Here is a 25,110-nt window from a genome sequence, read left to right as displayed (position 1 = left end):
TTCCGCTACGGCTGACGTTGGCCAGATCAATTCTTGTAGATCTGGTCGAAAATGCCGCCTTCGCCGAAGTGATCTTTCTGCGCCTTGGTCCAACCGCCGAAAACGTCGTCGATTGTGAAAAGTTCGATCCTGGCGAAGGATTTTTCGTGCTCCTTCGCAATTTCCGCATCGCGCGGACGATAGGAGTTGCGCGCGGCGATTTCCTGGCCTTCCTTGGTATACCAATACTTCAGATAGGCTTCGGCGACGGCTTGCGTGCCTTTTTTATCGGCAACCTTGTCGACGACCGAAACCGGCGGCTCGGCGAGAATCGACAATGGCGGCGCGACGATCTCGAATTTACCCTTGCCGAATTCGCGCTGCGCCAGCAATGCCTCGTTCTCCCACGCCAGCAACACGTCGCCGACGTCGCGCTCGACGAAGGTTACCGTCGAGCCGCGCGCGCCGGTATCGAGCACCGGAACATTCTTGAAGAGATCGGCGACGAACTTCCTCGCCTTGTCGGCGGAACCGAATTTCTTTTCGGCAAAGCCCCAAGCCGCCAGGTAATTCCATCGCGCGCCGCCCGAGGTCTTCGGGTTAGGCGTAATCACCTGCACGCCGGGCTTGATCAGATCGTCCCAATCCTTGATTGCCTTCGGGTTGCCTTTGCGCACCAGAAACACGATCGTCGAGGTGTAGGGCGAGGCGTTGAGTGACAACTTCTTCTGCCAGTCAGCCGCCACAAGGCCCTTGGCGGCGATCGCGTCGATGTCATAGGCCAGCGCCAGCGTGACGACGTCCGCTTGCAGCCCGTCGATTACCGCGCGCGCCTGCGAGCCCGAGCCGCCATGCGACTGCTTGATCTCGACGCTCTTGCCGGTTTCTTTCTGGAAAGCCGCGGCGAACGCCTTGTTGAAATCGGCGTAAAGCTCGCGCGTCGGATCGTAGGAGACGTTGAGCAGAGTAAAGTCGGCGGCGAAGGCCGAGCTCGCCCAGAGCAGTCCCGCGACGAGCGGCAGAATGCGACGGATCATCGTTGATCTCCATTCGGCTGGATGAAGCATATCATCAAACACGAACGCATAAGTCGCGACGAAAGGCCGCTTAGTCAACGAAACCGCATTTCATTGTTTGCGATTCCGCAGCTTGCCTGTCCTATAAAGTCCGGACTCTAGGAAGTTTTGGTCGTATGGATGCCGCATTCCGTCTTGGGCCTGCCGCGCCAGCGGCCGGCGCGGGCGTCCTCGTCCGGCGCCGTCCGGCTCGAACACGGCATGCACCCGACCGAGAGATAGCCCGAGGCGACCAGCGGATGCGGCGGCAATTTGGCGAGCTTGTAGATCGCCTCGATCTCTTCGCGCGACACGTTGGCGAAGGGATTGAACTTCAGCTTGTTGCCGTCGTCCTCGACAACGGGAATCTCAGCGCGCGCGCCGCCCTGAAAACGCTTGCGTCCGTTGATCCAGGCCGAGAACGGTTTGAGCGCCCGCGCCAGCGGCTCGACCTTTCGGATACGACAGCAGGCGTCGGGGTCGGAAAACCATAATTCGCGATCGGGATCCTGGCGTGAGAGCGCTTCTGCCAGCGGCTTGATCGAGCGGACGTCGCGGAGACCAAGCGCAGCAATCAGCGTATCGCGATAGGCGAGCGTCTCCTCGAACAGCCAACCGGTATCGAGGAAGATCACGGGAATCGCGGGATCGACGTCGGCCATCACCTTCAACAGCGCCGCCGATTCCGTACCGAACGACGACACCAGCGCAAGCTGCTCGCGGCCGACAGTCTTCAGCGCGGTTTCAATGACATGCGCCGGCGAAGCGTCGCGCAAGGTATGGTCGAGCGTCTGCGCCGAATGAAGGATCGCGGGACCTGCGGCGACCACCTGCTGTGAAATCGTGCTCACTGGCCGGCACTCTCAGAATGACGCAACTGCATCCGCCGGTTCAGCGCGGTGACGCGGCCGTCGCCGGTCGGCTGGTAGAACACCGAATAGCGCTTCATGGTCTCGGCGAAGGCATCGGCGTCGGCATCCTTCTTCACCTCGAACGCGTCGAAGCCGGCGCGCGACATGAACACGAACTGGTCGCGCAGCACCTGGCCGGTGGCGCGCAGCTCGCCGTCATAGCCATGCCGCTCGCGCAACAATCGCGCCTGGCTGTAGGCACGGCCGTCGCGGAAGGTCGGGAACACCAGCGCGACGGCGGCCAGGCGGTCGAGATAGGGCACGAGGTCGTCGACGGCGCGGCTGTTCGGCCAGATCACGCCGGTTTTGCCGGCGCGCTTGAGAATGGCTTCCGGATCTTCGAGGAACCGCGCCGCCGAAATGAGGACCGCTCCGTCGCCCGGCAATTCGGCGCCGTCGGCAACATGGACGAACAGGTCGGTGGTGATTCTTCCCTGCTTAACGAGTGGCATAGACCCGCTCCTTGAATGGCTCGACGCCCAGACGCTTGACCGTATCGACGAACAGTTCTTCGGGACGGTCGCGCAGCGCGAGATAGGCTTCGACAATGTCTTCTATCACGTCGGCAACTTCCGCATAGGGGACGGCCGGGCCGATCAGCGCGCCCATCTGCGCGTTCTCGTCGGCGCGGCCGCCGATCGTGATCTGGTAAAACTCCTCGCCGTTTTTCTCGACGCCGAGAATGCCGATATGGCCGACATGGTGATGGCCGCACGCGTTGATGCAGCCCGAGATGTTGATGTGCAGCCGGCCGATCATGTCGGCGGTGTCGTGGTTGGCAAAACGCCGGGTCAATTCCTGTGCGATCGGAATCGACCGCGCATTGGCGAGCGAGCAGTAGTCGAGCCCCGGGCAGGCGATGATGTCGGTGACCAGATTGACGTTCGGCGTGGCGAGCCCGAGACGGTCGAGCGCCTTCCACAACTGCGGCAGGTCGCGCTTGGCAATATGCGGCAACGCCAGGTTCTGCTCGTGACCGACGCGGATTTCGCCGAAGGAGTATTTGTCGGCAAGATCGGCGATCGCATCCATCTGGTCGGCGGTGGCATCGCCGGGCGGGCCGCCCACCGGCTTCAGCGACAGCGTCACGATCGAATAGCCCTGCACCTTGTGCGGGGCCACCGAGTTCTTGCGCCAGCGCTCGAACAGCGGATCATGCGCGGCCTGCTTCAGCTCGTCCGGCATGTGCGGAAGCTTCTCGTAGGCCGGATAGGAGAAGCGCGAACGCACCTCCTCGATGACGGAATGGTCGAGCGTCAGGGCGCTGTGGCCCATCTGCCGCCATTCCTCGTCGACCTCACGCGCGAACTTCTCGATGCCGAGCTCATGCACCAGGATCTTGATGCGCGCCTTGTAGATGTTGTCGCGGCGGCCGTACTGGTTGTAGACGCGCAGGATCGCCTCGACGTAGCTGAGAATGTCGCGGCCCGCTACGAACGGCTTGATGGTCTTGGCGATGAACGGCGTGCGACCGAGGCCGCCGCCGACCAGCACCTCGAAACCGGTCTCGCCGTCGGCGTTCTTGTGCAGGCGCAAGCCGATGTCATGGATCTTGATCGCGGCACGGTCGTGCTCGGATGCGGTGATCGCGATCTTGAACTTGCGCGGCAGGAACGAGAATTCCGGATGCAGCGTGGTGTGCTGACGCAGGATCTCCGACCAGATGCGGGGATCCTCGACCTCGCCGGGCGCGACGCCCGCCCACTGGTCCGAGGTGACGTTGCGCATGTTATTGCCCGAGGTCTGCATCGCGTGGATGCCGACCTCGGCAAGCTCGGCCAGCGCATCGGGCAACTCGGCAAGCTTGATCCAGTTGAACTGGATGTTCTGCCGCGTGGTGAAATGGCCGTAACCGCGATCGTAGCGGCGGGCAATATGGGCGAGCCGGCGCAACTGCTTCGATGACAGCGTGCCATAGGGGATCGCGACGCGGAACATGTAGGCGTGCAGTTGCAGGTACACGCCGTTCTGCAGCCGCAGCATCTTGAATTCGTCCTCGGTGAGTTCGCCCGAGAGGCGGCGCTTCACCTGATCGCGGAATTCCGAAACACGCTCGTTGATAAGCGTGCGGTCGAGTTCGTCATATGCATACATGATGGATCAGCCTTTAGGCCGGAAGAAGGTCGATGGTGAGGCCCTTCGACCGGATGTGTTCACGGAGATTGCCGGGTTTGACCACCCCGCCTTTGAGCTCGACCGGTGCGATATAGGCACCGACCGCGCCGACGTCATCGGCCGCGCTTTCGGCGAGTAACGCACGCGCGTCATCCGAAGTGCTCACGATCGCAGCGTCGGACAGAGCGGTCGACCACCCCTGTTGTGCGGTCCGGTAGACTACGGCGCCATCCCAGGTGCGGTTGGCGGTCACTACCGACGGCCCGGTGATTCTGATTTTCTTTTGTTCGAGCGGAGAGGTCATTCGGCAGCATCCAATAGTTTTGAGATGACTTGAGTGAGGTTGGACTGGCGCCACGGCGCGGAATGGGCGACGACGTCGCCGATGATGAGGATGGCGGGGCCGCCATCGATTTTTTCGACCAGCGCGGGAAGATTTTCGAGCGTCCCGACCACGGCCTGCGCATCCGGCCGCGTCACCCGCGCAAATATTCCGACCGGCGTTTTTGGCGACCGCCCTGCGGCCAGAAGCCCTGCGCGGACCGACGGCGCGGCCGTCATGCCCATGTAGACCACGATGGTCATCTTCTTGTCTGTCAGCACCGACCAGTCGACGTTCTCGGCGTCCTTTGCCTTGTGCGCGGTCAGGAAAGTGATGCGCAGCGCTTCATGCCGATAAGTCAGCGGCGCTTCGAACTGCGCGGCAGCGCCGAGGCCTGCGGTGATGCCCGGCACCACCGAATAGGCGACGCCTGCTGCGCGCAACACTTCGATCTCCTCGCCGCCACGGCCGAAGATGAAGGGATCGCCACCCTTCAGCCGCACCGCGCGCTGTCCAGATTTTGCAGCTTCAATCAGCAATTTGTTGATCGCATCCTGGCCGATGCCGGGCTTGCCGACGCGGCGGCCGACCGGAATGCGCGAAGCGTCGCGGCGCACGCGATCGAGAATTTCCGGCGACACCAACTCGTCGTAGAAAACGACGTCAGCATCCTGCAGCGCGCGCAGCGCCTTGATGGTGAGCAGATCCGGATCGCCCGGCCCCGCGCCGACGAGCGTCACCCTGCCCTCGGCCTTGCCGTCCTTGCTCGCGCCGGCGAAGGCGGAGGGATCGGCGATTTCATTCAGCGCGGTTTCCGCCTCGGCCTTGCGCCCAGCCAGAACCAGCGCACCGATCGGGCCGTCGATCACGCGCTCCCAGAAGCGGCGGCGCAGCGCAAATTCGGGAATGCGCGCATGCATCGATTTACGGAAGCTGCCGATGAAGGCGGCGAGATCGCCGATGCGCGCCGGCAGCACCGCTTCGATGCGCTCGCGCACGCGGCGCGCGACCACCGGCGACGCGCCGCCGGTGCCGACGGCGACGACGACGTCGCCGCGATCGACGATCGCCGGAAAGATGAAAGTGGAATGCGCGAGATCGTCCATCACGTTGACGGGCAGACCGACCGCCTTCGCTCGCACTGACATCGCAACGCCGATATCACCGGCGCCGGCGCAGAGCACCGCGATGACGCCTGAGAGATCGGCCGTGAGCGGATCGCCGGTTGCGCGTTCGATCCGTGCGGCAGCGGCCGCATCGAGGCCCGAAACGTCATGGCTGTCGTCGGTCGCATACCAGCGAATGTTTGCACCGGCCGATGCCAAGAGGCGCAGCTTCGCGCGCACGAGTTCGCCGGCTCCGACGAGCAGCACCACGCCGCTTTGCAGATCGAGAAACACGGGCAGGAATCGCATGCGAAACTCGCTTCCCCCACTTCGGGGTTGACTGGAATTATTTTCTATATATGTGTCGTTCAGCGCCCGCAAAGAGAAAATTTTTTCTTCTCTGTTGCATCGCGACTATAGAATTTTCGCCCACCAAGGCCAAGGCCCAGAGATGCATCTTCTCAATCCCGACTCCGCCAAAGACCGGTTGCGTGGCGCCGACCGCAAAAGCGGCGCCACAGTCGAACAAATTTTCACCGATGGACGGCTGCCGCCGCCCTCGATGGATCATCTCGACGAGCTCGAGGCGCAGAGCATCTACATTCTGCGCGAGGCGTTCGCGCGGTTGAAAAAACTCGCGCTGCTGTGGTCGCTCGGAAAAGATTCCAACGTGATGATCTGGCTGGCGCGCAAAGCCTTCTTCGGCCGCGTGCCGTTTCCGGCGCTTCACGTCGATACCGGCAAGAAATTTGCCGAGATGTACGCCTTCCGCGATCGCTTCGGAAAGGAGTGGGATCTCGATCTGAAGGTCGAACCCTGCCCGTCGATCGATGCCGTCGATCCAACGCTACCGCCGGCCGCGCGTTCGGCCGCCCGCAAGACCGAAGGGCTGAAGTGGGCCCTGACCAAATATGGTTTCGACGGATTGATTGCCGGCATCCGCCGCGATGAGGAGGCCACGCGCGCCAAGGAGCGCGTGTTCTCGCCGCGCGGGCTCGAAGGCGGTTGGGACGTGCGCGATCAGCCCCCGGAGTTCTGGGACCAATTCAACGCATCAGTGCCGCAAGGCGCACATTTACGCGTCCATCCGATCCTGCATTGGACCGAGGCCGACATCTGGGCCTACACCAAGCGCGAAAACATTCCGATCATTCCGCTGTACCTCTCGAAGGACGGCAAGCGCTATCGCTCGCTGGGCGATCAGGACATCACCAATCCGGTTGCTTCGACCGCCTCCAGCATCGACGAGATCCTCGCCGAACTCGACGGCACCAAGGTGCCAGAGCGCGCCGGCCGCGCGCTGGATCACGAAACCGAAGATGCTTTCGAGCGGCTGCGCGTCGCCGGCTATCTCTAACGGACATTTGCTGTGAGCGTTGCGATGAACATGATCCTGCCTGCCAGCGTTTCGGCAACACCGAACGGCACCACCCGCCCGCAAGTCCGCATCGTCATCGTCGGTCACGTCGATCACGGCAAATCCACGCTGGTCGGCCGCCTGCTGCACGAGACCGGCAGCCTGCCCGAAGGCAAGCTGGAGATGCTGAAAGCGGTCAGCGCACGGCGCGGCATGCCGTTCGAATGGTCGTTCCTGCTCGATGCGCTGCAGACCGAGCGCGACCAGGGCATCACCATCGACACCACGCAAATCCGCTTCCGCACCCGCTCGCGCGACGTCGTGCTGATCGACGCGCCCGGCCATGCCGAATTCCTGCGCAACATGATCACCGGCGCTTCGCAGGCCGACGGTGCGGTGCTAATCATCGACGCGCTGGAAGGCGTGCGCGACCAGACCCGGCGGCACGGCTATCTCTTGCATCTGTTGGGCATCAAGCAGGTCGCGATCGTCGTCAACAAGATGGACCGCGTCGACTTCAGCGCGGATCGCTTCAAGGCGATCAGCGACGAGATTACGGCGCATCTGATTGGCCTCGGCGTGACGCCCTCGGCGGTGATTCCGATTTCGGCGCGTGACGGCGACGGTGTTGCGGAGCATACGCCACGGATCGGCTGGTACCAGGGACCAACCGTCGTCGAAGCGCTTGACGCGCTCGAGCCGGCGCGGCCGCTGGAGCAACTGGCGCTGCGGCTGCCGGTACAGGCGATCTACAAGTTCGACGACCGCCGCATCGTGGCGGGCCGCATCGAGTCAGGACATCTGAGTGCCGGCGATGAAATCGTCATCATGCCCGCCGGCAAGATCGCGAAGATCAAGAGCGTGGAGAGCTGGCCGGTGACGCCGCTGAACGGCAGCCATGGCGCGGGCCGCTCGGTCGGCATCACGCTCGACCGCGAATTGTTCATCGAGCGCGGCGATGTCATCGCCCATGCGGGGGCTACCCCGCGCGACACGCGGCGGATTCGCGCCCGCATTTTCTGGCTGCACGACAAGCCGCTGTCGAAGGCCGATCAGATCCTGATCCGCCTTGGCACGCGGGAAACCCGCGCCAGCGTTGTCGCGATCGAGAAGGCGGTCGATCCCGGTGAACTCTCCAACGAGGAAACCACGGCGATCGCGCGCAACCATGTCGGCGAAATCGACATTTCGCTGGCGCAGCCGATCGCGGCCGATCCCTATCAGGAAAATTCACGCACCGGTCGGCTGGTAATCGAGGTCAACGGCCGCATCGCCGGCGGCGGCCTCGTGCTGTCGGTCGATGCCGGACAGCGCGCCGTTCCGATCGACATCGTGCCGGTGGAATCCGCATTGCGCCCCGAAGAGCGCTCGGCGCGCTACCGTCACAACGGCGCAGTGATCTGGCTGACCGGCCTGCCGGGCTCGGGCAAATCGACGCTGGCGCGCGCACTCGAGCGACGGCTGTTTTCGCGCGGCGGTTCGCCCATTCTGCTCGATGGCGACACGCTACGCGCCGGCCTCAACGGCGATCTCGGCTTCTCCGCGCAGGACCGCACCGAAAACATCCGGCGACTGGCGGAAGTCGCAACCCATCTGGCGCGCAACGGACACATTGCCGTCGTCGCGGCGGTCTCGCCATCGGCGGACGATCGCGCAGCCGCGCGCCGCATCGCCGACACCTCGTTCCGCGAGATCTACGTCGCGACGCCGGCGGAAGTCTGCGAGAGCCGCGACCCCAAGGGCCACTACGCCAAGGCGCGCGCCGGCACGTTGCAGGCTTTCACCGGCATCGGCAACGACTACCAGCCTCCAGCTCAGGCAGAACTGCGCATCGATACCTCTGCGCGCACGGTTTCGGACGCGACCGACGAGATCGAGCGAATGCTGGCGGAGACCGGCATTCTGTTCGACGAACTGGTCGATCTGGCGGCGAACATCTAAAAGCGTTTTCGAGCGAAGTGGACACCGGTTCGCGTAAAGAAAACGCGTCCAAATAAGGCCTTCCACTTCCTTTTGGGGCCTTCTCATCGACCCGGCTTTAGGGCTAAAAGGGCGGCCAACGCCGCCCCTTTGGCGTTTTTCTGCTGCTTTTCACCGGAAAACAGCCTGTAAACGCCATTTCTTTTGAGAAAGCCCGTCATGAAGCGTGTCGATGCCCACGGATTGAAGATCGCCCCTGTCCTGTTCGATTTCATCGCCAAGGAGGCGACGCCCAAGACCGGCATTTCCCCAGATGCCTTCTGGGCCGGCGTCGCCGCCATCGTCAAAAAGCTCGGGCCGAAAAATCGCGAGCTGCTCGCCCTCCGCGACGCGCTGCAAGTCAAAATCGACGGCTGGCATCGCGCCAACAAGGGCAAGGCGTTCGATATGAACGCCTATACGGCGTTCCTGAAGGAAATCGGTTATCTCCTGCCCGAGCCGGCTACGCAGAAGGTCGAGACATCCGATGTCGACGAGGAAATCGGCAAGATCTGCGGACCGCAGCTCGTCGTTCCCCTGACCAATGCCCGCTACGCGCTGAACGCGGCGAATGCGCGCTGGGGCTCGCTCTATGACGCGTTCTACGGCACCGACGCGATTCCGCATGATCCGAGCGAGGCTGGCCGCGGCTACAACAAGGCGCGCGGCGACAAGGTGATCGCCAAGGCCAAGGCGTTCCTCGATTCCGCCGTGCCGCTCGCGACCGGCAGCCACACCGACGTAACGTCGTACAGCGTCATCGCCGGCCAGCTCGCGGTGAAACTGAAGAGCGGCAACGCCACCGCGCTAAAATCTGCCTCGCAGTTCGCCGGATACCAGGGCGATGCCGCCCAACCTTCCGCGGTCCTGCTCGTCAACAACGGCATGCATGTCGAAGTGAAGATCGACCGCAATCATGCGATCGGCAAGGACGATCCGGCCGGTGTCGCCGACATGATTCTGGAATCGGCGGTTTCCACCATTCTCGACATGGAAGACTCGGTCGCCGCCGTCGATGCCGAAGACAAGGTGCTGGTCTATCGCAACACGCTCGGCCTGATGAACGGCACGCTTTCGGCCGATTTCGAGAAGGGCGGCAAGACTGTTCAACGATCTCTCAACCCTGACCACGTCTACAAGACGCCGGACGGCAAGGAGCTGACGCTGCACGGACGCAGCCTGCTGCTGATGCGCAATGTCGGCCATCACATGTTCACCGACGCCGTGCTCGATGAAAAGGGCGAGGAGATTCCGGAAGGACTTCTGGATGCTGCGGTCGCCGGTCTGCTCGCGATCCACGACCTCAAGGGCAATTCGAAGGTCAGGAACAGCCGCACCGGCTCTGTCTACATCGTCAAGCCGAAGATGCACGGCCCCGACGAAGTCGCGCTGACCTGTGAATTGTTCAGCGAGGTGGAAAAGCTGCTCGGACTGCCCGAGAATACCATGAAGGTCGGCATCATGGACGAGGAGCGCCGCACCACGGTGAACCTGAAGGCCTGCATTCAGAACGCCTCGAAGCGCATCTGCTTCATCAACACCGGCTTCCTCGACCGCACCGGCGACGAGATTCACACCTCGATGGAAGCGGGTCCGATGATCCGCAAGAACGACATGAAGGCGCAGCCCTGGATCAAGGCCTATGAGGACTGGAACGTCGACATGGGCCTGATCGACGGCCTGCCCGGCCATGCCCAGATCGGCAAGGGCATGTGGGCGGCGCCCGACAAGATGGCCGACATGCTCAGCCAGAAGCTCGGCCATCCGCAGGCCGGCGCGACCACGGCGTGGGTGCCGTCGCCGACCGCTGCCACGCTGCACGCGCTGCATTATCACCAGGTCAACGTGATCGCGCGACAGGAAGAGCTCGCCAAGGGCGGCCAGCGCGCAAAACTCTCCGACATCCTTACTATTCCGGTTTCGCAGTCGAACTGGGCGCCCGATGACGTGAAGCAGGAGATTGATAACAACTGCCAGGGCATCCTCGGCTATGTCGTGCGCTGGATCGACCAGGGCGTCGGCTGCTCCAAGGTACCCGACATCCATGATGTCGGCCTGATGGAAGACCGCGCGACGTTGCGGATTTCCAGCCAGCATCTGGCGAACTGGCTGGCGCATGGCGTCGTCAGCAAGGATCAGGTGATGGAATCGATGAAGCGCATGGCCGTCGTGGTCGACAAGCAGAATGCCGGCGACCCGCTCTACAAGCCGATGGCGCCTTCGTTCGACGGCGTTGCCTTCCAGGCCGCCTGCGATCTCGTCTTCAAGGGCCGCGAGCAGCCGAACGGCTACACCGAATACATCCTCACCGCGCGCCGCCGCGAGGCAAAGGCGGCGGGCTGAGCCCGCCGCGACACGTCACGATGCCGCATCGATTTTGGCGGAACGCCCGAGCTTTTTGTCCGTTGATCGCCATACCAAGAGGAGGAGATGGCGATGGATTGGAACAGGGTTGAAGGCAACTGGAAACAGTTCAAGGGCTCCGCCAAGGAGAAGTGGGGCAAGCTTACCGATGACGATCTGAACGTCATCGAGGGCCGCCGCGAACAACTCGAAGGCAAGCTGCAGCAGCGCTACGGCTTCGCCAAGGACCAGATCCGCAAGGACGTCGACGACTGGTTCAAGACGTTGAAGTAGGCCCTCGCTTTCCGAACACCAAAAGCCCCGCATCCGTCGGGGCTTTTCGTTTTAGACCGAGATGTATCTCAACAGCGAGATCACGCCCAGAATGATCACCACGACGCGGGCGATCTGCTTGGCGCGGCCGTCGATCGGCAGGAGGTTGATGAGATAGAGGACGAGGATAACGACCAGAAACGTGATGAGTATGCTGACAAGCATGCGAAGCCCCCTTCGGCGTTGGCCGGAAAAATGCGCTGGTAGTGTTTTGTTAACGTGAACAAGCGCGCCGGGTTCCGCGTCACGGAACCGAGCCCGCTTGGAAAATTGCAGTCATTTCAAGGAATCCTCGTAGTACTACGCGGGCTCTCACTCGATAAGTATTTACCGTTTGCCCTCCAAATGGCCACGACGCCTCGGGGGAGCATCATGTTGAACCGTCTGACCGTATCCGCGCTGCTGAAAACCGTCATCCTCGTCACCTCAATCTGCGTGGTGATTGGATTTTCGCTCAACGCCTGGGACTCCTGGGGCCGCTTGCAGGTGGCGAGCCGCATTGCGGTCATCGCCGACGCCTCCGCAAACATGTTCAAGGCGATGCACAATCTGCGCACCGATCGCTCCACGACCAACCGGCTCTTGAATTCCGATGCGCCGATGGATGCCGATATCGAGAAGTATCTGCGCAACATCCGCGACACCGAAATGCCGGCGATGGGCAACGCGCTCGGCCTGCTCGGCGGCATCGACTTCGCACAGCACCAGACGCTGGTCCCCGAGTTCGACCGCCTCTACAAGACGATGACGGCGCTGCAGAAGGAGTTCTGGGAAGCCGTGGCCAAGCCGAAGGCCGCGCGCCGACCCGAGCTGGCCAAGGAATACTTTGCTGCCGCAAGTGCCATGCTGGAGACGCTGGAGAAGCTGTCCAGGGCGCTGGGTGCGGCCGTCAATCACCAGGACGCGACCATCGACCAGTTGCTGGCGATCAAGCAGATCGCCTGGCTGTTGCGCAACACCGCCGGCGAGGCCTCGCTGATCGTCTCGAACGGGCTCAATACCGGCAAGGTCGCGCCTGAGATGAGGCTCGCCTATACGAAATATACTGGCGGCATCGACGCCGCCTGGAGCGCGCTGGAATTGACGGCAGCGGGGATGCAGTTGCCCCCGGCGATCTCGAGCGCCATGGCTGCAACCAAAACCGCCTATTTCGAGCCGCAATATCTCGCTCTGCGCGACCGGTTGCTGACGCAGGTTGCGGCCGGCGAGAAGTCGGAACTGACCGCCAACCAGTGGACCCCGGTCACGGTCGGGCGTCTCGCTGCCGCCGTCGCCGTGGCCGAAGCCGCGCTTGACGCCGCCAAGGATCACGCCGCGCACCTGCGCTCCACCGCCCAACGCTCGCTGACGATGCAGCTCGCATTGCTGATCGGCGCGCTGGCGCTGGCGTTCGGCGCCATGGCGATCGTTACCCGCCGCGTCATCAAGCCGCTGCACGCCATGCGCGACGCCATGCTGAAAGTCGCCGCCGGCGACCTCGGCGTCGATACCGGCTATGCGGCGCGCCACGACGAAATCGGCGCGCTGGCCGGCGCACTGGAGACGTTCAAGCAGCAGGCCGCCGACAAGGCGCGGATCGAGGCGCAGGAGCGCGAGCGCAACGCCGGCGCGATGGCGCGGCAGCAGGCGATCGAGAGCTATGTCGGCGAGTTCGAGGGCATGGTGCGCCAGACGCTCAACCAGCTCGGCGATGCTTCCGGCCAGATGCGGACCACCTCGACCGGCCTCTCGACGATTTCGCGCCAGACCAACGAGCGCGTCCAGGTCGCCGAGAAGGCCTCCGGCGACGCCTCGATGAGCGTCGAGACGGTCGCTGCGGCTTCCGAAGAGCTCAGCGCCTCGATCAACGACATCAGCCAGCAGGCGGCGCATGCCGCCAGCATCGCCAGCCGCGCGGTCGGCCAGGCGCGCAACACCGACGGCACCGTTCAGGGGCTGGCGCAATCGGCAGGGCGGATCGGCGAAGTCGTCGGCCTGATCAATACCATCGCCGCACAGACCAACCTCTTGGCACTCAACGCCACCATCGAGGCTGCGCGCGCCGGCGAGGCCGGCCGCGGCTTTGCGGTGGTCGCCTCCGAGGTAAAATCGCTGGCGAGCCAGACCGCGAAGGCGACCGAGGAGATTTCCGAGCAGATCTCGGACATCCAGCGGGTGGCCGGCGAGGCCATCGACGCCATCAAGGGCATCGGCAGCATCATCGGCGAGGTCAACGAGGTCGCGACCGCGATTGCCGCCGCCGTGCAGCAACAGGGAGCCGCGACGCAGGAGATCACCCGCAGCACTCAGTTTGCCGCGCAGGGCACCAAGAACGTGTCCGACAACATCACCGGCGTGAAGGCCGATGCCGACGCGGCAGCGGCCGCCGCCGAGGACGTCAAGCAGGCTTCCCAGACGCTGGAGACGCAGAGCCAGCAACTCGGCAATCAGGTCACCGCGTTCCTCGGTAAGATCCGCGCGGCTTAGTTCACCTCCACCCGTCATGCCCGGGGCATGACAGCGATCAATCCCGCGCCACCACGGGCACCCGCCCATACTTGGCGCGGGCCTTGCCGGAGGCAGGTGAGAAGTTCAGCTCAGTGCCGCGCCTGTCGCCGCTGCGGCCCACGACCAGGAGTCCGTTCTCGCCGGCGACGATGTCGCCCTTGCGCAGCGTCGGGTCGTCCTCGATCTTGACCTGCGCCAGCCCGACCTGGTCCTTGCCGTTGCAGGTGCAGCCGCTGACGAGTTCATTGCGATAGCGGAACGCGTTCGGCAATTCCGAATAGGCCTTTCCGTTCTCGGCGGCCGCGTCGTCGATGCTGCTGCCGTAGAACACCCTGGTCTCGCTCGCCGGGCATAGCTTGTTGCAGGAGGTCCCCCGGCTAGCGTTGTCGGACGCTGTGAGCGGGAAGTAGCGCCCGTCGCAGGTCCGCACGCAATACGCCTGGCCGCCACCGCCGTAACGGGTGCGCCCCTCGCCGCGCGGCGCATACACCTGGCCGTCGTCATTGGGAAACGGCATCTGGATATTTGGCTGATGGCGCGGGCGGGCGAATCCACCGAATAGTTGCGAGAAGAAGTCCTGCGCCTGCGCGGCAGGCGCCAGCGCCGACGCGCACGCCAGCGCGGCTGCTCCCCATGCCGCCAGTTTTCCCGATCGCATCAACGGGCTCCTCTCACGCATCACTTCAGTTCAGCTCCGGCGGCGTCAGGTTCATCGCCTGGCGGCCCGACGGCGCGATTGCGACGGGGCGCGGATGCGCGGCAGACGGACGAGCCGTGATGCCGGTCCTGGAATCCCCGCCGCGCGCCATGACCGGCGCTCTCTTCGGCAGCACCACGACCCTGGTGCCGACATCGACGCGGTTAAACAGATCTATGACGTCCTCATTGACCAGGCGGATGCAGCCGGACGAGACGAATTTCCCGATCGTCGAGGGATCGTTGGTGCCGTGAATGCGGTACTGGCTGGTGCCGAGATACATCGCCCGCGCGCCGAGCGGATTGCCGGGACCACCGGCCATGAAGCGCGGCAGATAGGGCTGGCGCGCGATCATCTGGCTGGGTGGATGCCAGTCCGGCCATTCCGCCTTGCGGCTGATGGTCTGCATCCCGGCCCAGGTAAAGCCTTCGCGGCCAACGCCGACGCCGTATCTGATGGCCCGGCCCTGGCCGAGCACATAATAGAGCGTGGTGTTGCCGGTATCGATGACGATGGTGCCCGGCGCCTCCGTCGTTCCGAAGGGGACGACAGCACGGCGAAGCCGTTCGGGCGTCGCGCCCTCGTCGGACGCAATCACCTCATCGGCAGGATAGCCATTCGGCTGGGTGGATGCGTAGTCGCGCGTCTGCGCGTTCGCAGCACTCAACGGCATCAGCAAAACGGCGGCGACGAGAACAAACGCGCTCGCCACGCGCGACGAAAGCCGGCGATCGGAGGACTGTGTCATGGGACCTGCCCCGTGGGATTGTGCATCGCTGGATGCTCTGCTCCAACAAACGCCGCCGCGAGCCGGCGGTTCCGTGCCGCCGGCACCGCCGCGCATCGCGCCACGCGCGGCACCGCTCACGCCTGCGCGATGGAACCCGCGCCTCCACATCACGTTCTGATTCCAGTCCGGTTTGCGACGTCGCTGTTGCCGTGTCACCGCAGCTTCGGGCGAGGGAAAACCATTTGTGAGCGTCATTCCCACCAAGCCGCCTCCACCCAAGCGTTCGTCCGCCAAGCCTTTGGCTTCCAAATCTCAGCCGACAAAGCCATTGCCCGGCGAACGCCAGCTTCCCAACGGGCACGAAGGCGCGCCGATCCCCGACAGCAAGGCAGAGCAGCCGCCGGTCATCCGCCGCACTGAACTGGTGGCGATCTCGCTCGTTGGCCTCCTGGTCATCTGCATCATTACCGGTCTCTATCTCGCCAAGCCGCTCCTTCTGCCGATCACGATGGCTTTTATCGTCGGGACCATGCTGTCGCCGGCCGCCAGCTTCCTGGAGCGCTACCGCATTCCGCGCGCGGTCGCCGCGGTACTGATCGTGGCGGCCACCAGCGCCGCCGCCGCTTTCATGGTCGGCCTGATCGCCTCGCCCGCAATCGAATGGAGCAGCAAGCTTCCGGAGCTGGGAGCACTCTTGAGGGACAAGCTGCGCGTGTTCGACCGGCCGCTCGCTCAGTGGCAGGAGCTGCAGAGCATGCTCGGCGGGCCCGATACTCTGACGACATTGCATCTGCCCAAGGTCGACTGGGTGCAGCCGACGCTGGAATTCCTGTCGCCGACCTTTGCCGAATTCCTGCTGTTCATCGCAACGCTGATCCTGTTCATCGCGAGCTGGCGGGACCTGCGCCGGGCCCTGATCCTGAATTTCGGCGAGCGGGCGTGGCGGCTGCGGACGCTGCGGATCCTCAACGAGATCGAGGAGCATCTCGGCAACTATCTGTTGGTGGTGACCATGATCAATGCCGGCGTCGGCATCGCCACCGGCCTGATCTGCGCGGTCACGGGCATGCCCAACCCGGCCAGTCTCGGCGCACTGGCGGCGATCCTGAATTTCATTCCGATCATCGGCCCGGTGGCGATGTTTGCCGTGCTGGTCGTGGTCGGCCTTGTCGCATTCCCGACCATCGGCGCCGGGCTGCTGGCGCCGGCCATGTTCGCCGTGATGACTTTCCTGGAAGGCCATTTCCTGACGCCGACGATCGTCGGCCGCCGGCTGGCGCTGAACGCGCTTGCAGTATTCCTGGCGGTGGCGTTCTGGACCTGGCTGTGGGGCCCGATGGGCGCGTTCCTGTCGTCGCCGCTTCTGATCGTCGCGCTGATCGTCAAGGAGCACTTGATGCCGCTGGCTTCGCCGCAACTGCCGGAGGACTAGGGCGAGGAACTTCCCATTCGGCGGAGCGTTTGTTCCGCGAATGAACTCAGTACCCGGGAGCTTTCGATGTCTGACGCAGCAATGAAGAATCTGACGGACAAAGCGACCTACGAGCGCCTGCAGAAGGACGTGACCGCTGTGAAAAACGATATCGCAGCCCTGACCGAGCAGATCACCGAGGCGCTGAGCAGTTTTGCCGGCTCCGCCGGCAAGCAGGCGCGGCATGGCTACAGGCAGGCGCGCGCCAATGCAGAACAGGTGGTCGACGACGTGTCGGAGCGCGGCAGCGCGATGATGGACGCGGCCCAAGACGCCGCCTCTTCGATCGAGGAGACGCTGGAAGACGCCATCACGCAGCGTCCGCTGGCAACCGTCGCCGTGGCGCTGGGGATCGGCTTTCTGATCGGCGTGGCGTGGCGTAGGTAGGTTTGGCGACCGATCGCGGGCGCCGGGCAGCCATGCCTTGCATCGCCTCCTGCATTCCCGTGGCGACGGAGCGCTGCGGCGTGTTTTGTTGACGCGGTTTTCAGATCGAGGCGTGGCCATGTTTCAGCGACTGATCGACGATTTCAAGGAATCGACCGGCACCGCGTTGCGGCTGACTTCGCTGGCGGCAGCGGCGGCGATAGCATTGCTGGTCACGGCCGCCTTTCTGTGCGCAGCGGCCTTCGTGTTCGTGCTGGAGCGGTACGGTCCCGTGCAGGCTTGCCTCACCGGTGCCGCCATCTTCTTCGTGGTCGCGCTCATCGCAGCCGGCTGGTACATGGTGCGCAAGAGGCAGATCGAGGCGCGCGCCAAACAGGCGGCGAAGGCGAAATCCACCGCGCAGGCCGTGCTGTCCGATCCGGTGCTGGTCGCGACCGGCATCCAGGTGATCCGCGCCATCGGCGTCAAGAAGCTGATCCCGATTCTCGCAATCGGCGGACTGGCGCTGGGATTTTTGGCAAGCCGCGCCAACGCCAGCAGCGGCGAGAGCGAAGCGCCGGCGGAGTAGGCGAGCTCGCGTGCCGTGAGATCGTGAAACTGTCACATCCTGAGCACGCGGCGCATCCAGTGCGCTGCAGCCCATCCACGTGATTGCGAGCGCAGCGAAACAATCCATTCTTTCTTTATGCGGCGGCATGGATTGCTTCGCTGCGCTCGCAATGCGTGGGAATAGCGACGCACACACCGCTGTCGTCCCCCGCGAAAGCGGGGGATCCAGTACGCTGTGGCTTCTCGGTTCTATCACTGACGTCTCTGGGATGCTGGGTCGCCCGGTCAAGCCGGGCGATGACAACTGAATGTGACGAAGCATTCTCGCGGCACGATGCACCCGAGGTTTGCTGTAGCTTCCCGCCCTCCCATTCAGAGGGCGCAGGGAAGACCAGGTGCTGGCTGCACCCGCGGTCTCGTGTGCAATTGCGCATAAAGAACACGCACACGAGCATACAGGTACAGCGGGAGCATCCCGGCCTTCCCTGCGCAATGGCTTTACGGCTTACTTCGTGCTCTCCCCGGCGAACGGCTCTTTTGCCACCGTCGCTGCGTGAAAACACCACGCAGCTTCATGCCAGCACCGCGACATCAGGACCACACGACTTCACCGTACGCCTCCGGCGCGCAACGTCTATCGCGCCTTCCGCGTCCATCGCATCTCACCGCACGTTCGTGACGATCGCGAGCGCCCCTCAATGGGTGAGACGGGCGGAGTTATGCAGATGATTTGCTCGACATGTTAAGCGGAATATTTTTAATTCCCGGGCTTGACACGGTTTCTGAAAATCAGAAATGATTTGCCGTCGTGTTAATTGGTCGCAGCGGTACATCGAGATTGTGCTTGCACGCGAGACAAATCAGTCCGCGGTTCGTAGGTGGGCAAAGCGACTTGTCCGCCGTAGCTCAACGAGCGAAGGCGGAAGCGTGCCCACCATCACGAATCGTGCTCGATGATAGATGGTGGGCACGGCGCTATCGCGCCTCTGCCCACCCTACAGATCTCGTTTGGCGGATACGATGCCTCAGGTCACGCAGCGGCCGGGCTGGAGCAGTTTTGCGACTTCGGTCAACACGCTGACGGGCGGTTCGCAGGCGATCGTTGTCTTCGATTTGCCGGGCTTGTTGTCTGGCTTGGCCGGTGGCGCCGGGCGGTTCCGCGCCTCCTCCTGGACCACGGGAACACGGACCACCACGGATGTGTCCTCGAGGCCGACGGTCCGGATGGTAATCGTCTCGGTCTGGCCCGCAGCGGCTTTGACCGCCGCGCGGTCGGCCTTGGCGGCGCGGTTGATGTCTGCCCCGCGGTTGATGTCTGTTCCGGGTGCGGTCGCGGCGAGTTTCAGCCGGCTGGCGAGATCGTGACCGGAAGCAAGCTGAACGGCGCCAAACGTGGCGAAGACGGCGAGAAGGGCAAAAATTGCTTTGAAAATCTGTGACATGGCTCTGTGTCCCTCGCCCCATGGCGATCACGGACACAACCCGAACCGAGTAGCCGTAGGTCCGGCGCTTATCGATCACTTAACCGTGTATGAAAAATATTTGCGGCACCATGGAACGACTCCGGGGGCTCGGAGTCATCCCGGCAGCCGGTTATTCCCCCTGCCCCATTGACCGGCGACGTAGGGTGCGACCGTGGTGATGCCGGTCGCACCCTGCTTTTTTTGTAACTACCGCCCCGCCGCCCGCATCTCCTCGCTCGGCTTCACATCCTGCGAGCGGCTGTAAATTGCAACCGCCACGATCAGCACCAGCGTCAGCGTGCCGAACAGCGCGCGATAGGCGTCCTCCGTGCGCGCGCCGCTGGCTAGCGGCTCGAACGCGCCAATGATGATGCCGGAGAGCGTCTGCATGCAGGCGACGCCGAGCATCACTGATGTGTTCATGGTCGAGATGCCGCGGCCGATCAGGCGGTCGGGAAAGATGCCGCGGCCGTGGGTCATCACCATGGTGCTGGAGGCGGAGAAGAAGCCCATGGCGACGATGGCGCCGATCGGTAGCCAGGCGGGCGGGTGGGAGAACAGCGCCAGAAGCGCGAGCAGCAAAATGATCGCCGAGGTACCGCCGATCGCGATCCATTTGCGGGTGTCGAGCCGGCGGTCGAGCGGGCCGAAGGCGAGCATGCCGGCCTGGTAGGCGATCACGGCGCAGAGCAGGACATTGCCGGCTGCGATCGGGCTCAGGCCATGCACCTCGCGCAAGAACGCGCCGCCCCACAGGCCCTGCACGGTGAAGGTGCAGGCATAGTTGCAGAAGTTCAGCGCCAGGATCGGCTTCAGGCGCGGATTGCGCAGCACCTCGATCAGCCCTTTCAGCATCTCGCCGGGCGGCTCCGCCTTGCGGCTCAGGAAGGGATGGCCGGGCGGCGCGTCGCGCACCACCAGAAAGATCGCGACCGTGGCGAGCGCGGTGAAGATGACGACGGCGCCGAATACCGGACGCCAGCCGACCGCCTGCGATGCCCAGGCGAGCGGCGTGGTGGCGGCGAGGTTACCGAGCAAGCCGATCGACAGCACGAGCGCGGTCAGCGTGGAAAAACGATCCGGTGGAAACCAGCGCGAGATCACCACCATGCTGCCGATCAGCATCACGCCGCAGCCGGCCCCCATCAGCGCGCGGCCGGTGAGCAGCACCGGCCAGCTCGGCGCCAGCGTGAACATCGCGCCGCCGATGCAGGCCACGATCAGCATGCCGACCACGGTATAGCGCGGCCCGAAACGGTCGAAGAAGAAGCCGCAAGGGATCTGCATCGCGGCGAAGCCGAAGAAGAACGCGCCGGTCAGCGCCCCCAGCGCTTCCGGCCCGATCGCGAGATCGCGCATCAAATCGAGGCCGATGGTGACGTTGGAGGCGCGGAAAAAATGGCTGGCGACATAGGCGGTCGCCAATGTCGCAACGATGATGAGGCCCCGGCGGTGGGGGAAAGGCCGCTCGGCGGACTGCATCGGTGAAGGAACGTTTCCGTTTGTTTTCTCGTTGCAACGAGCCTATGCGGGCGCGGCGCGCAGTTCAACAAGCAATCGATCCGATTGGTAGCCTCCAGTGCGCGCACGGCATCGTCCGAAAAAAATCCGGCGCGCTGGTGGCGCGCCGGATAGTCCGACCAGCTTACACATCGAAGCTGGTGGCCCTAGCCAGGGGGAGGTGCCTGGCCGAGAACACGGTAACGCCGGCGATCGCCGGTCCCAGCGTGTGGAATTCCGGGATCGGCGGCGTATCAGGAGAAGCAATCATACCGCCGGCCTCACAAGCCGGAGGTGAACTGCTTCACAGACCGCGTGCACAAAAAGACAGACCGTGGAGCGGGCATTCCAACTCTACGCAACAACAACACGGATCAGTCCGCAGCCCGCGGTTCAACCGATCAATCAGAAATCATCCCGCGATGCCACCGCCATTGATCGCTCCGCGCGTTGCGAACGGCGGCAATTGCTGACGGATGTCGCGTAGTCCCGGCCGCTCGGACGGATCGCGCCCGATCGCTGCCTTCAATTCCGCAAGCTCGATGAAGGCATCGGCCTGACGCCGCAGTTCGTCAGCCACCATCGGAGGCTGGCTGGTCAGGGTCGAGACGACAGTGACGTGCACGCCGCGGCGCTGCACCGCCTCCACCAGCGAGCGAAAATCCCCATCGCCGGAGAACAGAAACATCCTGTCGATACGCTCGGCGAGCTCCATCGCATTGACGGTAAGCTCGATATGCATGCTGCCCTTCACCTTGCGGCGGCCACTGGCGTCAGTGAATTCCTTGCTGAGCTTGGTGACCACGGTGTAGCCGTTATAATCGAGCCAATCGACCAGCGGACGGATCGATGTGTATTCCTGATCCTCGACAATGGTCGTGTAGTAGAACGCGCGCAATAACGTGCCACGGCCCTGGAACTCCTTAAGCAGACGCCGGTAGTCGACGTCGAAACCGAGTGTCCTGGCGGTCGCGTAAAGATTGGCGCCATCGATAAAGAGCGCGATTCTGTCGGACGGCATCATCGGACACTGGCCTCTCATTTAAGGGGACGCCGATCGGGCGAGCATTCGCTAAAGGCTTGCCCGCACGCTCTAGGTACCAAAGCTGACCGAGGTGACGAGGCAGGGGCGCCGACGACCGGGAGGAACAATCGCGCGCTGCGCCGGTAGTTTAGTCGATATTACATCCTGCCTCGACGCGCCAACGTTAAGGTGCATGCGCGCCGAGCTCAATTGTACCGAGGTAAGCCGCCGGTATCGAAACGGATGGACCGGCTATACGAAGGTTTAACCTCTTCCGCCGCAAACCGGCGGCTCTTCACTGAGCCGGCCTGTTCTGACCGCGTTGCAGAAGATGCTTCAGCCATTTCCACGCCGGCGCGACGACAAATCCGACGACCGGGATCGATGCGGCGCCGACCAGCAATCCGATGACACCGGAGATGGCGGCCTCAACCACCCATTCGAGAAGCGCGGCGACCGGCGGCACAGCGTGCGCCACTGCCTCCGCCGCCGCCTTGACGGCGTGTTCGATCGCGGGCGGGCCGTAGGCCTCGAGGCCATGCAGGATGATGCCGCCGCCCACCCAGATCATGGCGGCGGTGCCGACGACGCTGAGGATTTTCAGCAGCACGGGCATGCTGCGAACGATGCCGCGGCCGAGCGCGCGGCCGACAAGCGAAGCACGATCGTTGGTCGCAAGCGCCACCCCAACGTCGTCGGCTTTCACGATCAGGGCGACCACGCCATACACGGCGACGGTGATTCCGATCGCCACAACCGCCAACACGAGCGCCTGCTTCCAAATGCTCCCCGCCGGGAGCGCCGCCAGCGTGATCGCCATGATCTCGGCCGAGAGGATGAAGTCGGTCTTGACAGCGCTTGCGACCTTCTCGTCCTCGACCGACTGCGCATTCAAGGCGACCGTTTCGAGTTGGGCCTCATGCTGGTGTGCCTGATGGGGCATGACCGCTTCGAGCACCTTCTCGACCCCTTCGTAGCAGAGATAGGCTCCGCCCAGCATCAGCAGCGGCGTAATCGTCCAGGGAAGGAAGTAGCTCAGCACCAAGGCGGCTGGCAGCAGAATCAACAGCTTGTTGCGCAGCGATCCTGCGGCGATCCTGCCCACAATGGGAAGCTCGCGCTTCGGCTCGAACCCGATCACGTAACCGGGCGTGACCGCGGTATCGTCGATCACAACGCCTGCGGCTTTTGCGCCCGCCCTGGCGGCCTGGCTGGCGACATCATCGAGGGAGGCTGCAGCTACCTTCGCGATACCAGCGACATCGTCGAGAAGGCCGATCAGCCCGATACTCATCGAATTCTACCCCCACACCATTTGATTCGCGGCCCCAAGCCTTGCGGTTCAAGCCTTGCGGTTTATGACCGCAAAAAATCCGGCGCGCTAGTTGAGCGCGCCGGATCGTTACTGCTCTCGCTACAAGGCTCCCGTCAGCCGGTGGCCGCGCGCGGGGTGCGATTGCGCGAGTTGCGCTGGAAGAACAGCGCCTGGCTCGCGACCGCCGAAACCATTGCGGGCTGGAACGGTTTTGAGATCAGGAACGCGGGCTCGGGGCGTTCGCCGGTCAGGAAGCGCTCGGGGTAAGCGGTGATGAACACCACCGGCACCTCGAACGCGCGCAGCAATTCATTGACCGCATCCAGGCCCGACGAGCCGTCGGCGAGCTGGATGTCGGCGAGGATCAGGCCGGGCTTCTTGTTCTTGGCGAGCGCGACCGCGTCGGCATGGGTGCGGGCGACGCCGATAACATTGTGACCGAGGTTCTTCACGAGGCTCTCGAGATCCATCGCGATGAAGGTCTCGTCCTCGATGATCAGGACGTCGGTAGCGATTTCGGCCGCCATCTCGCGGCCGGCGGTATCCGTCAACTGCCGGGTCTCGGCGATGTCGGTATTGAGAATGAACGCCACCTCTTCCTCGGAGAAGCCTTCGAGCGACAGCAAGAGGAACGCCTGCCGCGGCAGCGGCGTGATGTTCGACAGCCGCCGCTCCGGCGGCAGCGCCAATGTCGCGACATCAGGATTGTCGTTGAGCGAGACCGAATTCCAGATCTGGGTGAACAGCTTGAACAGCCCGGCGCGCGGGCCGTACCGTTCATCCAGCAGCGAGGCATCCTGCAGCAGGGCCTCCAGCATGGCGGCCACATAAGCATCGCCCGAGGCCTGGTTTCCGGTGAGCGCACGGGCATAGCGCCGCAACAGCGGCAGATGTTCAGCAACGAGCTGTGATCGGGACATCCCCATACCATCCTTGTCTTGGGCCGTATCCATGGCCGTTACTTAGGGTCGCATCTGGGCGGACGTAACCTCGTGCGCCGCGTCCGGCGCCAATTTAAAAGTTTTTTAAGGCTCGATTCGGGGGGACCCGGTTCCCCTGTCACCCCGACTACTCGCGGAAGGCAAAAAAGTTCCAAAAAAGGTTCCCAGATTTCGGAACCATCCGCAGATATTCGCATTAGCCTTTGACCTATAACGCGGCGGCCTAGGCCCAATTTCGAGGTAACCTCTTGAAACCACAGAGAATTAACTCTCGGGGAAGCGTGGATCAGACCATGAAGGAAGCAAAAAAGCAGGGCGGGCTCAATGCCGAGATTCAATCAAGGATCGGCCACCAGCTCCGCGCCATGTACGATGATGTGGTCCGACAGGGCGTGCCGGACCGCTTTGCGGAGCTGATCCGGAAGCTCGATGGGCCGGAGGCGGCGGCGGCCCAAATCGACAAACAAGAAGACGGGAGGGACTAATGCCTCTCACAGACTCTCTTCGCGACGACATTTTGGCGTCGGTACCCAGCCTGCGCGCGTTCGCGATCTCGCTCTCGGGCAATGGTGATCGTGCAGACGACCTGGTGCAGGAGACGTTGCTGCGCGCCATTGCCAACATTGACTCGTTCCAGCCCGGCTCGAACCTGCCGGCCTGGTTGTTCACCATCCTGCGCAACCTGTTTCGCTCGGACTATCGCAAGCGGCGGCGCGAGGTGGAGGACGCCGAGGGCAATTACGCGAAAACTTTGAAGACCCAGCCGTCGCAAAACGCGCATCTGGAGTTCGAGGAGTTTCGCACAGCGCTCGACAAGCTGCCGCAGGACCAGCGCGAAGCGTTGATCCTGGTCGGTGCCTCCGGCTTCTCCTACGAGGACGCCGCCGCCATCTGCGGCTGCGCGGTCGGCACCATCAAGAGCCGCGTCAACCGCGCGCGCTCGAAACTCTCCGCGTTGCTCTATGTCGAGGGCGCCGAGGATTTCGGACCTGACGAGACCGTGCGCGCCGTGATCGGCGGCAATGGCGGCTGACGCGACCGAGACGACACGGAAAAGGGCGGCCCG

At 63.5% G+C, this 25,110-nt stretch carries 25 protein-coding genes; 10 read left to right on the top strand and 15 right to left on the bottom strand.

Features of this window, described 5'->3' with window-relative positions; translation table 11 throughout:
* Positions 1–26: 26 nt before the first annotated feature.
* From V1292_RS11760 to cysG, 6 genes are all read right to left on the bottom strand, one after another.
* Positions 27–1,016 carry a sulfate ABC transporter substrate-binding protein gene (locus V1292_RS11760; RefSeq protein WP_334372668.1) on the bottom strand — a complete coding sequence of 330 codons (990 nt, stop codon included), beginning with the start codon at positions 1,014–1,016 and terminating at the stop codon, positions 27–29.
* Between the two features lie 137 nt (positions 1,017–1,153).
* Positions 1,154–1,876, bottom strand: a complete 723-nt coding sequence (locus V1292_RS11755) for a phosphoadenylyl-sulfate reductase (RefSeq protein WP_442895611.1) — start codon at positions 1,874–1,876, stop codon at positions 1,154–1,156.
* A gap of 5 nt (positions 1,877–1,881) precedes the next feature.
* Positions 1,882–2,397, bottom strand: a complete 516-nt coding sequence (locus V1292_RS11750) for a DUF934 domain-containing protein (RefSeq protein WP_334372666.1) — start codon at positions 2,395–2,397, stop codon at positions 1,882–1,884.
* Complete coding sequence (locus V1292_RS11745; protein WP_334372664.1) at positions 2,384–4,039, bottom strand: nitrite/sulfite reductase; 1,656 nt, start codon at positions 4,037–4,039, stop codon at positions 2,384–2,386. Before V1292_RS11745 ends, V1292_RS11750 begins: the two co-directional genes overlap by 14 nt.
* A gap of 13 nt (positions 4,040–4,052) precedes the next feature.
* Positions 4,053–4,364, bottom strand: coding sequence for a DUF2849 domain-containing protein (locus tag V1292_RS11740; RefSeq protein ID WP_065747452.1), 312 nt, complete (start codon positions 4,362–4,364; stop codon positions 4,053–4,055).
* The gene (gene cysG / locus V1292_RS11735) at positions 4,361–5,797 is read right to left on the bottom strand and encodes a siroheme synthase CysG (RefSeq protein ID WP_334372663.1); all 1,437 of its coding nucleotides are present in this window, start codon (positions 5,795–5,797) and stop codon (positions 4,361–4,363) included. Before cysG ends, V1292_RS11740 begins: the two co-directional genes overlap by 4 nt.
* Positions 5,798–6,050: 253 nt before the next feature.
* Between cysG and cysD the strand changes: the two genes are divergently transcribed.
* The 4 genes from cysD (at position 6,051) to V1292_RS11715 (ending at position 11,441) form a co-directional block, all read left to right on the top strand.
* Entirely contained in the window at positions 6,051–6,845 is a 795-nt protein-coding gene (cysD, locus tag V1292_RS11730; RefSeq protein ID WP_028349295.1) for a sulfate adenylyltransferase subunit CysD, read from the top strand.
* A 24-nt stretch (positions 6,846–6,869) separates the two neighbouring features.
* Positions 6,870–8,786, top strand: coding sequence for an adenylyl-sulfate kinase (gene cysC / locus V1292_RS11725; RefSeq protein ID WP_334372661.1), 1,917 nt, complete (start codon positions 6,870–6,872; stop codon positions 8,784–8,786).
* 198 nt (positions 8,787–8,984) lie between these two features.
* A complete protein-coding gene (locus tag V1292_RS11720; protein WP_334372659.1) occupies positions 8,985–11,147 on the top strand; it encodes a malate synthase G in 2,163 nt (720 codons plus the stop codon).
* Positions 11,148–11,240: 93 nt separating this feature from the next.
* Complete coding sequence (locus tag V1292_RS11715) at positions 11,241–11,441, top strand: CsbD family protein (RefSeq protein ID WP_334372657.1); 201 nt, start codon at positions 11,241–11,243, stop codon at positions 11,439–11,441.
* A 51-nt stretch (positions 11,442–11,492) separates the two neighbouring features.
* On the opposite strand, the gene V1292_RS11710 is transcribed toward V1292_RS11715, so the two are convergent.
* The gene (locus tag V1292_RS11710; protein ID WP_156908724.1) at positions 11,493–11,645 is read right to left on the bottom strand and encodes a Thivi_2564 family membrane protein; all 153 of its coding nucleotides are present in this window, start codon (positions 11,643–11,645) and stop codon (positions 11,493–11,495) included.
* 207 nt (positions 11,646–11,852) lie between these two features.
* Between V1292_RS11710 and V1292_RS11705 the strand changes: the two genes are divergently transcribed.
* Positions 11,853–13,946 (top strand): methyl-accepting chemotaxis protein, encoded by a 2,094-nt coding sequence (locus V1292_RS11705; RefSeq protein WP_334372655.1) that lies wholly within the window; start codon positions 11,853–11,855, stop codon positions 13,944–13,946.
* A gap of 37 nt (positions 13,947–13,983) precedes the next feature.
* Here V1292_RS11705 and V1292_RS11700 read toward each other — a convergent pair whose 3' ends face one another.
* Both V1292_RS11700 and V1292_RS11695 read right to left on the bottom strand, forming a co-directional pair.
* Positions 13,984–14,625 carry a DUF2865 domain-containing protein gene (locus V1292_RS11700; protein ID WP_442895518.1) on the bottom strand — a complete coding sequence of 214 codons (642 nt, stop codon included), beginning with the start codon at positions 14,623–14,625 and terminating at the stop codon, positions 13,984–13,986.
* 25 nt (positions 14,626–14,650) lie between these two features.
* On the bottom strand, positions 14,651–15,412 hold the full coding sequence (locus V1292_RS11695; RefSeq protein WP_334372651.1) for a L,D-transpeptidase: 762 nt from the start codon (positions 15,410–15,412) through the stop codon (positions 14,651–14,653).
* 310 nt (positions 15,413–15,722) lie between these two features.
* Here V1292_RS11695 and V1292_RS11690 point away from each other — a divergent pair, with 310 nt between their 5' ends.
* The 3 genes from V1292_RS11690 to V1292_RS11680 all read left to right on the top strand — a co-directional run bounded on the left by V1292_RS11690 (position 15,723) and on the right by V1292_RS11680 (position 17,820).
* Complete coding sequence (locus tag V1292_RS11690) at positions 15,723–16,826, top strand: AI-2E family transporter (RefSeq protein ID WP_334377011.1); 1,104 nt, start codon at positions 15,723–15,725, stop codon at positions 16,824–16,826.
* A 66-nt stretch (positions 16,827–16,892) separates the two neighbouring features.
* Positions 16,893–17,252 carry a DUF883 family protein gene (locus V1292_RS11685; protein WP_334372649.1) on the top strand — a complete coding sequence of 120 codons (360 nt, stop codon included), beginning with the start codon at positions 16,893–16,895 and terminating at the stop codon, positions 17,250–17,252.
* 118 nt (positions 17,253–17,370) lie between these two features.
* Positions 17,371–17,820: a hypothetical protein gene (locus tag V1292_RS11680; protein ID WP_334372648.1), complete on the top strand. Its 450-nt coding sequence runs from the start codon at positions 17,371–17,373 to the stop codon at positions 17,818–17,820.
* Between the two features lie 1,006 nt (positions 17,821–18,826).
* Here the strand turns inward: V1292_RS11680 and V1292_RS11675 are convergent.
* From V1292_RS11675 to V1292_RS11650, 6 genes are all read right to left on the bottom strand, one after another.
* Positions 18,827–19,243, bottom strand: coding sequence for a hypothetical protein (locus V1292_RS11675; RefSeq protein ID WP_334372647.1), 417 nt, complete (start codon positions 19,241–19,243; stop codon positions 18,827–18,829).
* Between the two features lie 228 nt (positions 19,244–19,471).
* Positions 19,472–20,746 (bottom strand): MFS transporter, encoded by a 1,275-nt coding sequence (locus V1292_RS11670; protein ID WP_334372645.1) that lies wholly within the window; start codon positions 20,744–20,746, stop codon positions 19,472–19,474.
* Positions 20,747–20,909: 163 nt separating this feature from the next.
* Complete coding sequence (locus V1292_RS11665; protein ID WP_334372643.1) at positions 20,910–21,035, bottom strand: hypothetical protein; 126 nt, start codon at positions 21,033–21,035, stop codon at positions 20,910–20,912.
* A 141-nt stretch (positions 21,036–21,176) separates the two neighbouring features.
* On the bottom strand, positions 21,177–21,788 hold the full coding sequence (locus V1292_RS11660; protein ID WP_334372641.1) for a LabA-like NYN domain-containing protein: 612 nt from the start codon (positions 21,786–21,788) through the stop codon (positions 21,177–21,179).
* A gap of 295 nt (positions 21,789–22,083) precedes the next feature.
* A complete protein-coding gene (locus V1292_RS11655) occupies positions 22,084–23,082 on the bottom strand; it encodes a DUF808 domain-containing protein (RefSeq protein WP_334372640.1) in 999 nt (332 codons plus the stop codon).
* Positions 23,083–23,216: 134 nt separating this feature from the next.
* A complete protein-coding gene (locus tag V1292_RS11650) occupies positions 23,217–24,023 on the bottom strand; it encodes a response regulator (RefSeq protein WP_065747466.1) in 807 nt (268 codons plus the stop codon).
* Positions 24,024–24,337: 314 nt separating this feature from the next.
* Between V1292_RS11650 and V1292_RS11645 the strand changes: the two genes are divergently transcribed.
* Together V1292_RS11645 and V1292_RS11640 are read left to right on the top strand one after the other, a co-directional pair.
* Positions 24,338–24,529 (top strand): NepR family anti-sigma factor, encoded by a 192-nt coding sequence (locus tag V1292_RS11645; protein ID WP_028349309.1) that lies wholly within the window; start codon positions 24,338–24,340, stop codon positions 24,527–24,529.
* Positions 24,529–25,077, top strand: a complete 549-nt coding sequence (locus tag V1292_RS11640; protein WP_028349310.1) for a sigma-70 family RNA polymerase sigma factor — start codon at positions 24,529–24,531, stop codon at positions 25,075–25,077. Before V1292_RS11645 ends, V1292_RS11640 begins: the two co-directional genes overlap by 1 nt.
* Positions 25,078–25,110: the final 33 nt, after the last annotated feature.

This window comes from Bradyrhizobium sp. AZCC 1719, assembly GCF_036924525.1.
In the GTDB taxonomy this organism is placed as follows: Bacteria; Pseudomonadota; Alphaproteobacteria; order Rhizobiales; family Xanthobacteraceae; genus Bradyrhizobium.
Note: the sequence above shows the minus strand (reverse complement) of the source record. Positions and strands in the feature narration are given on the sequence as shown.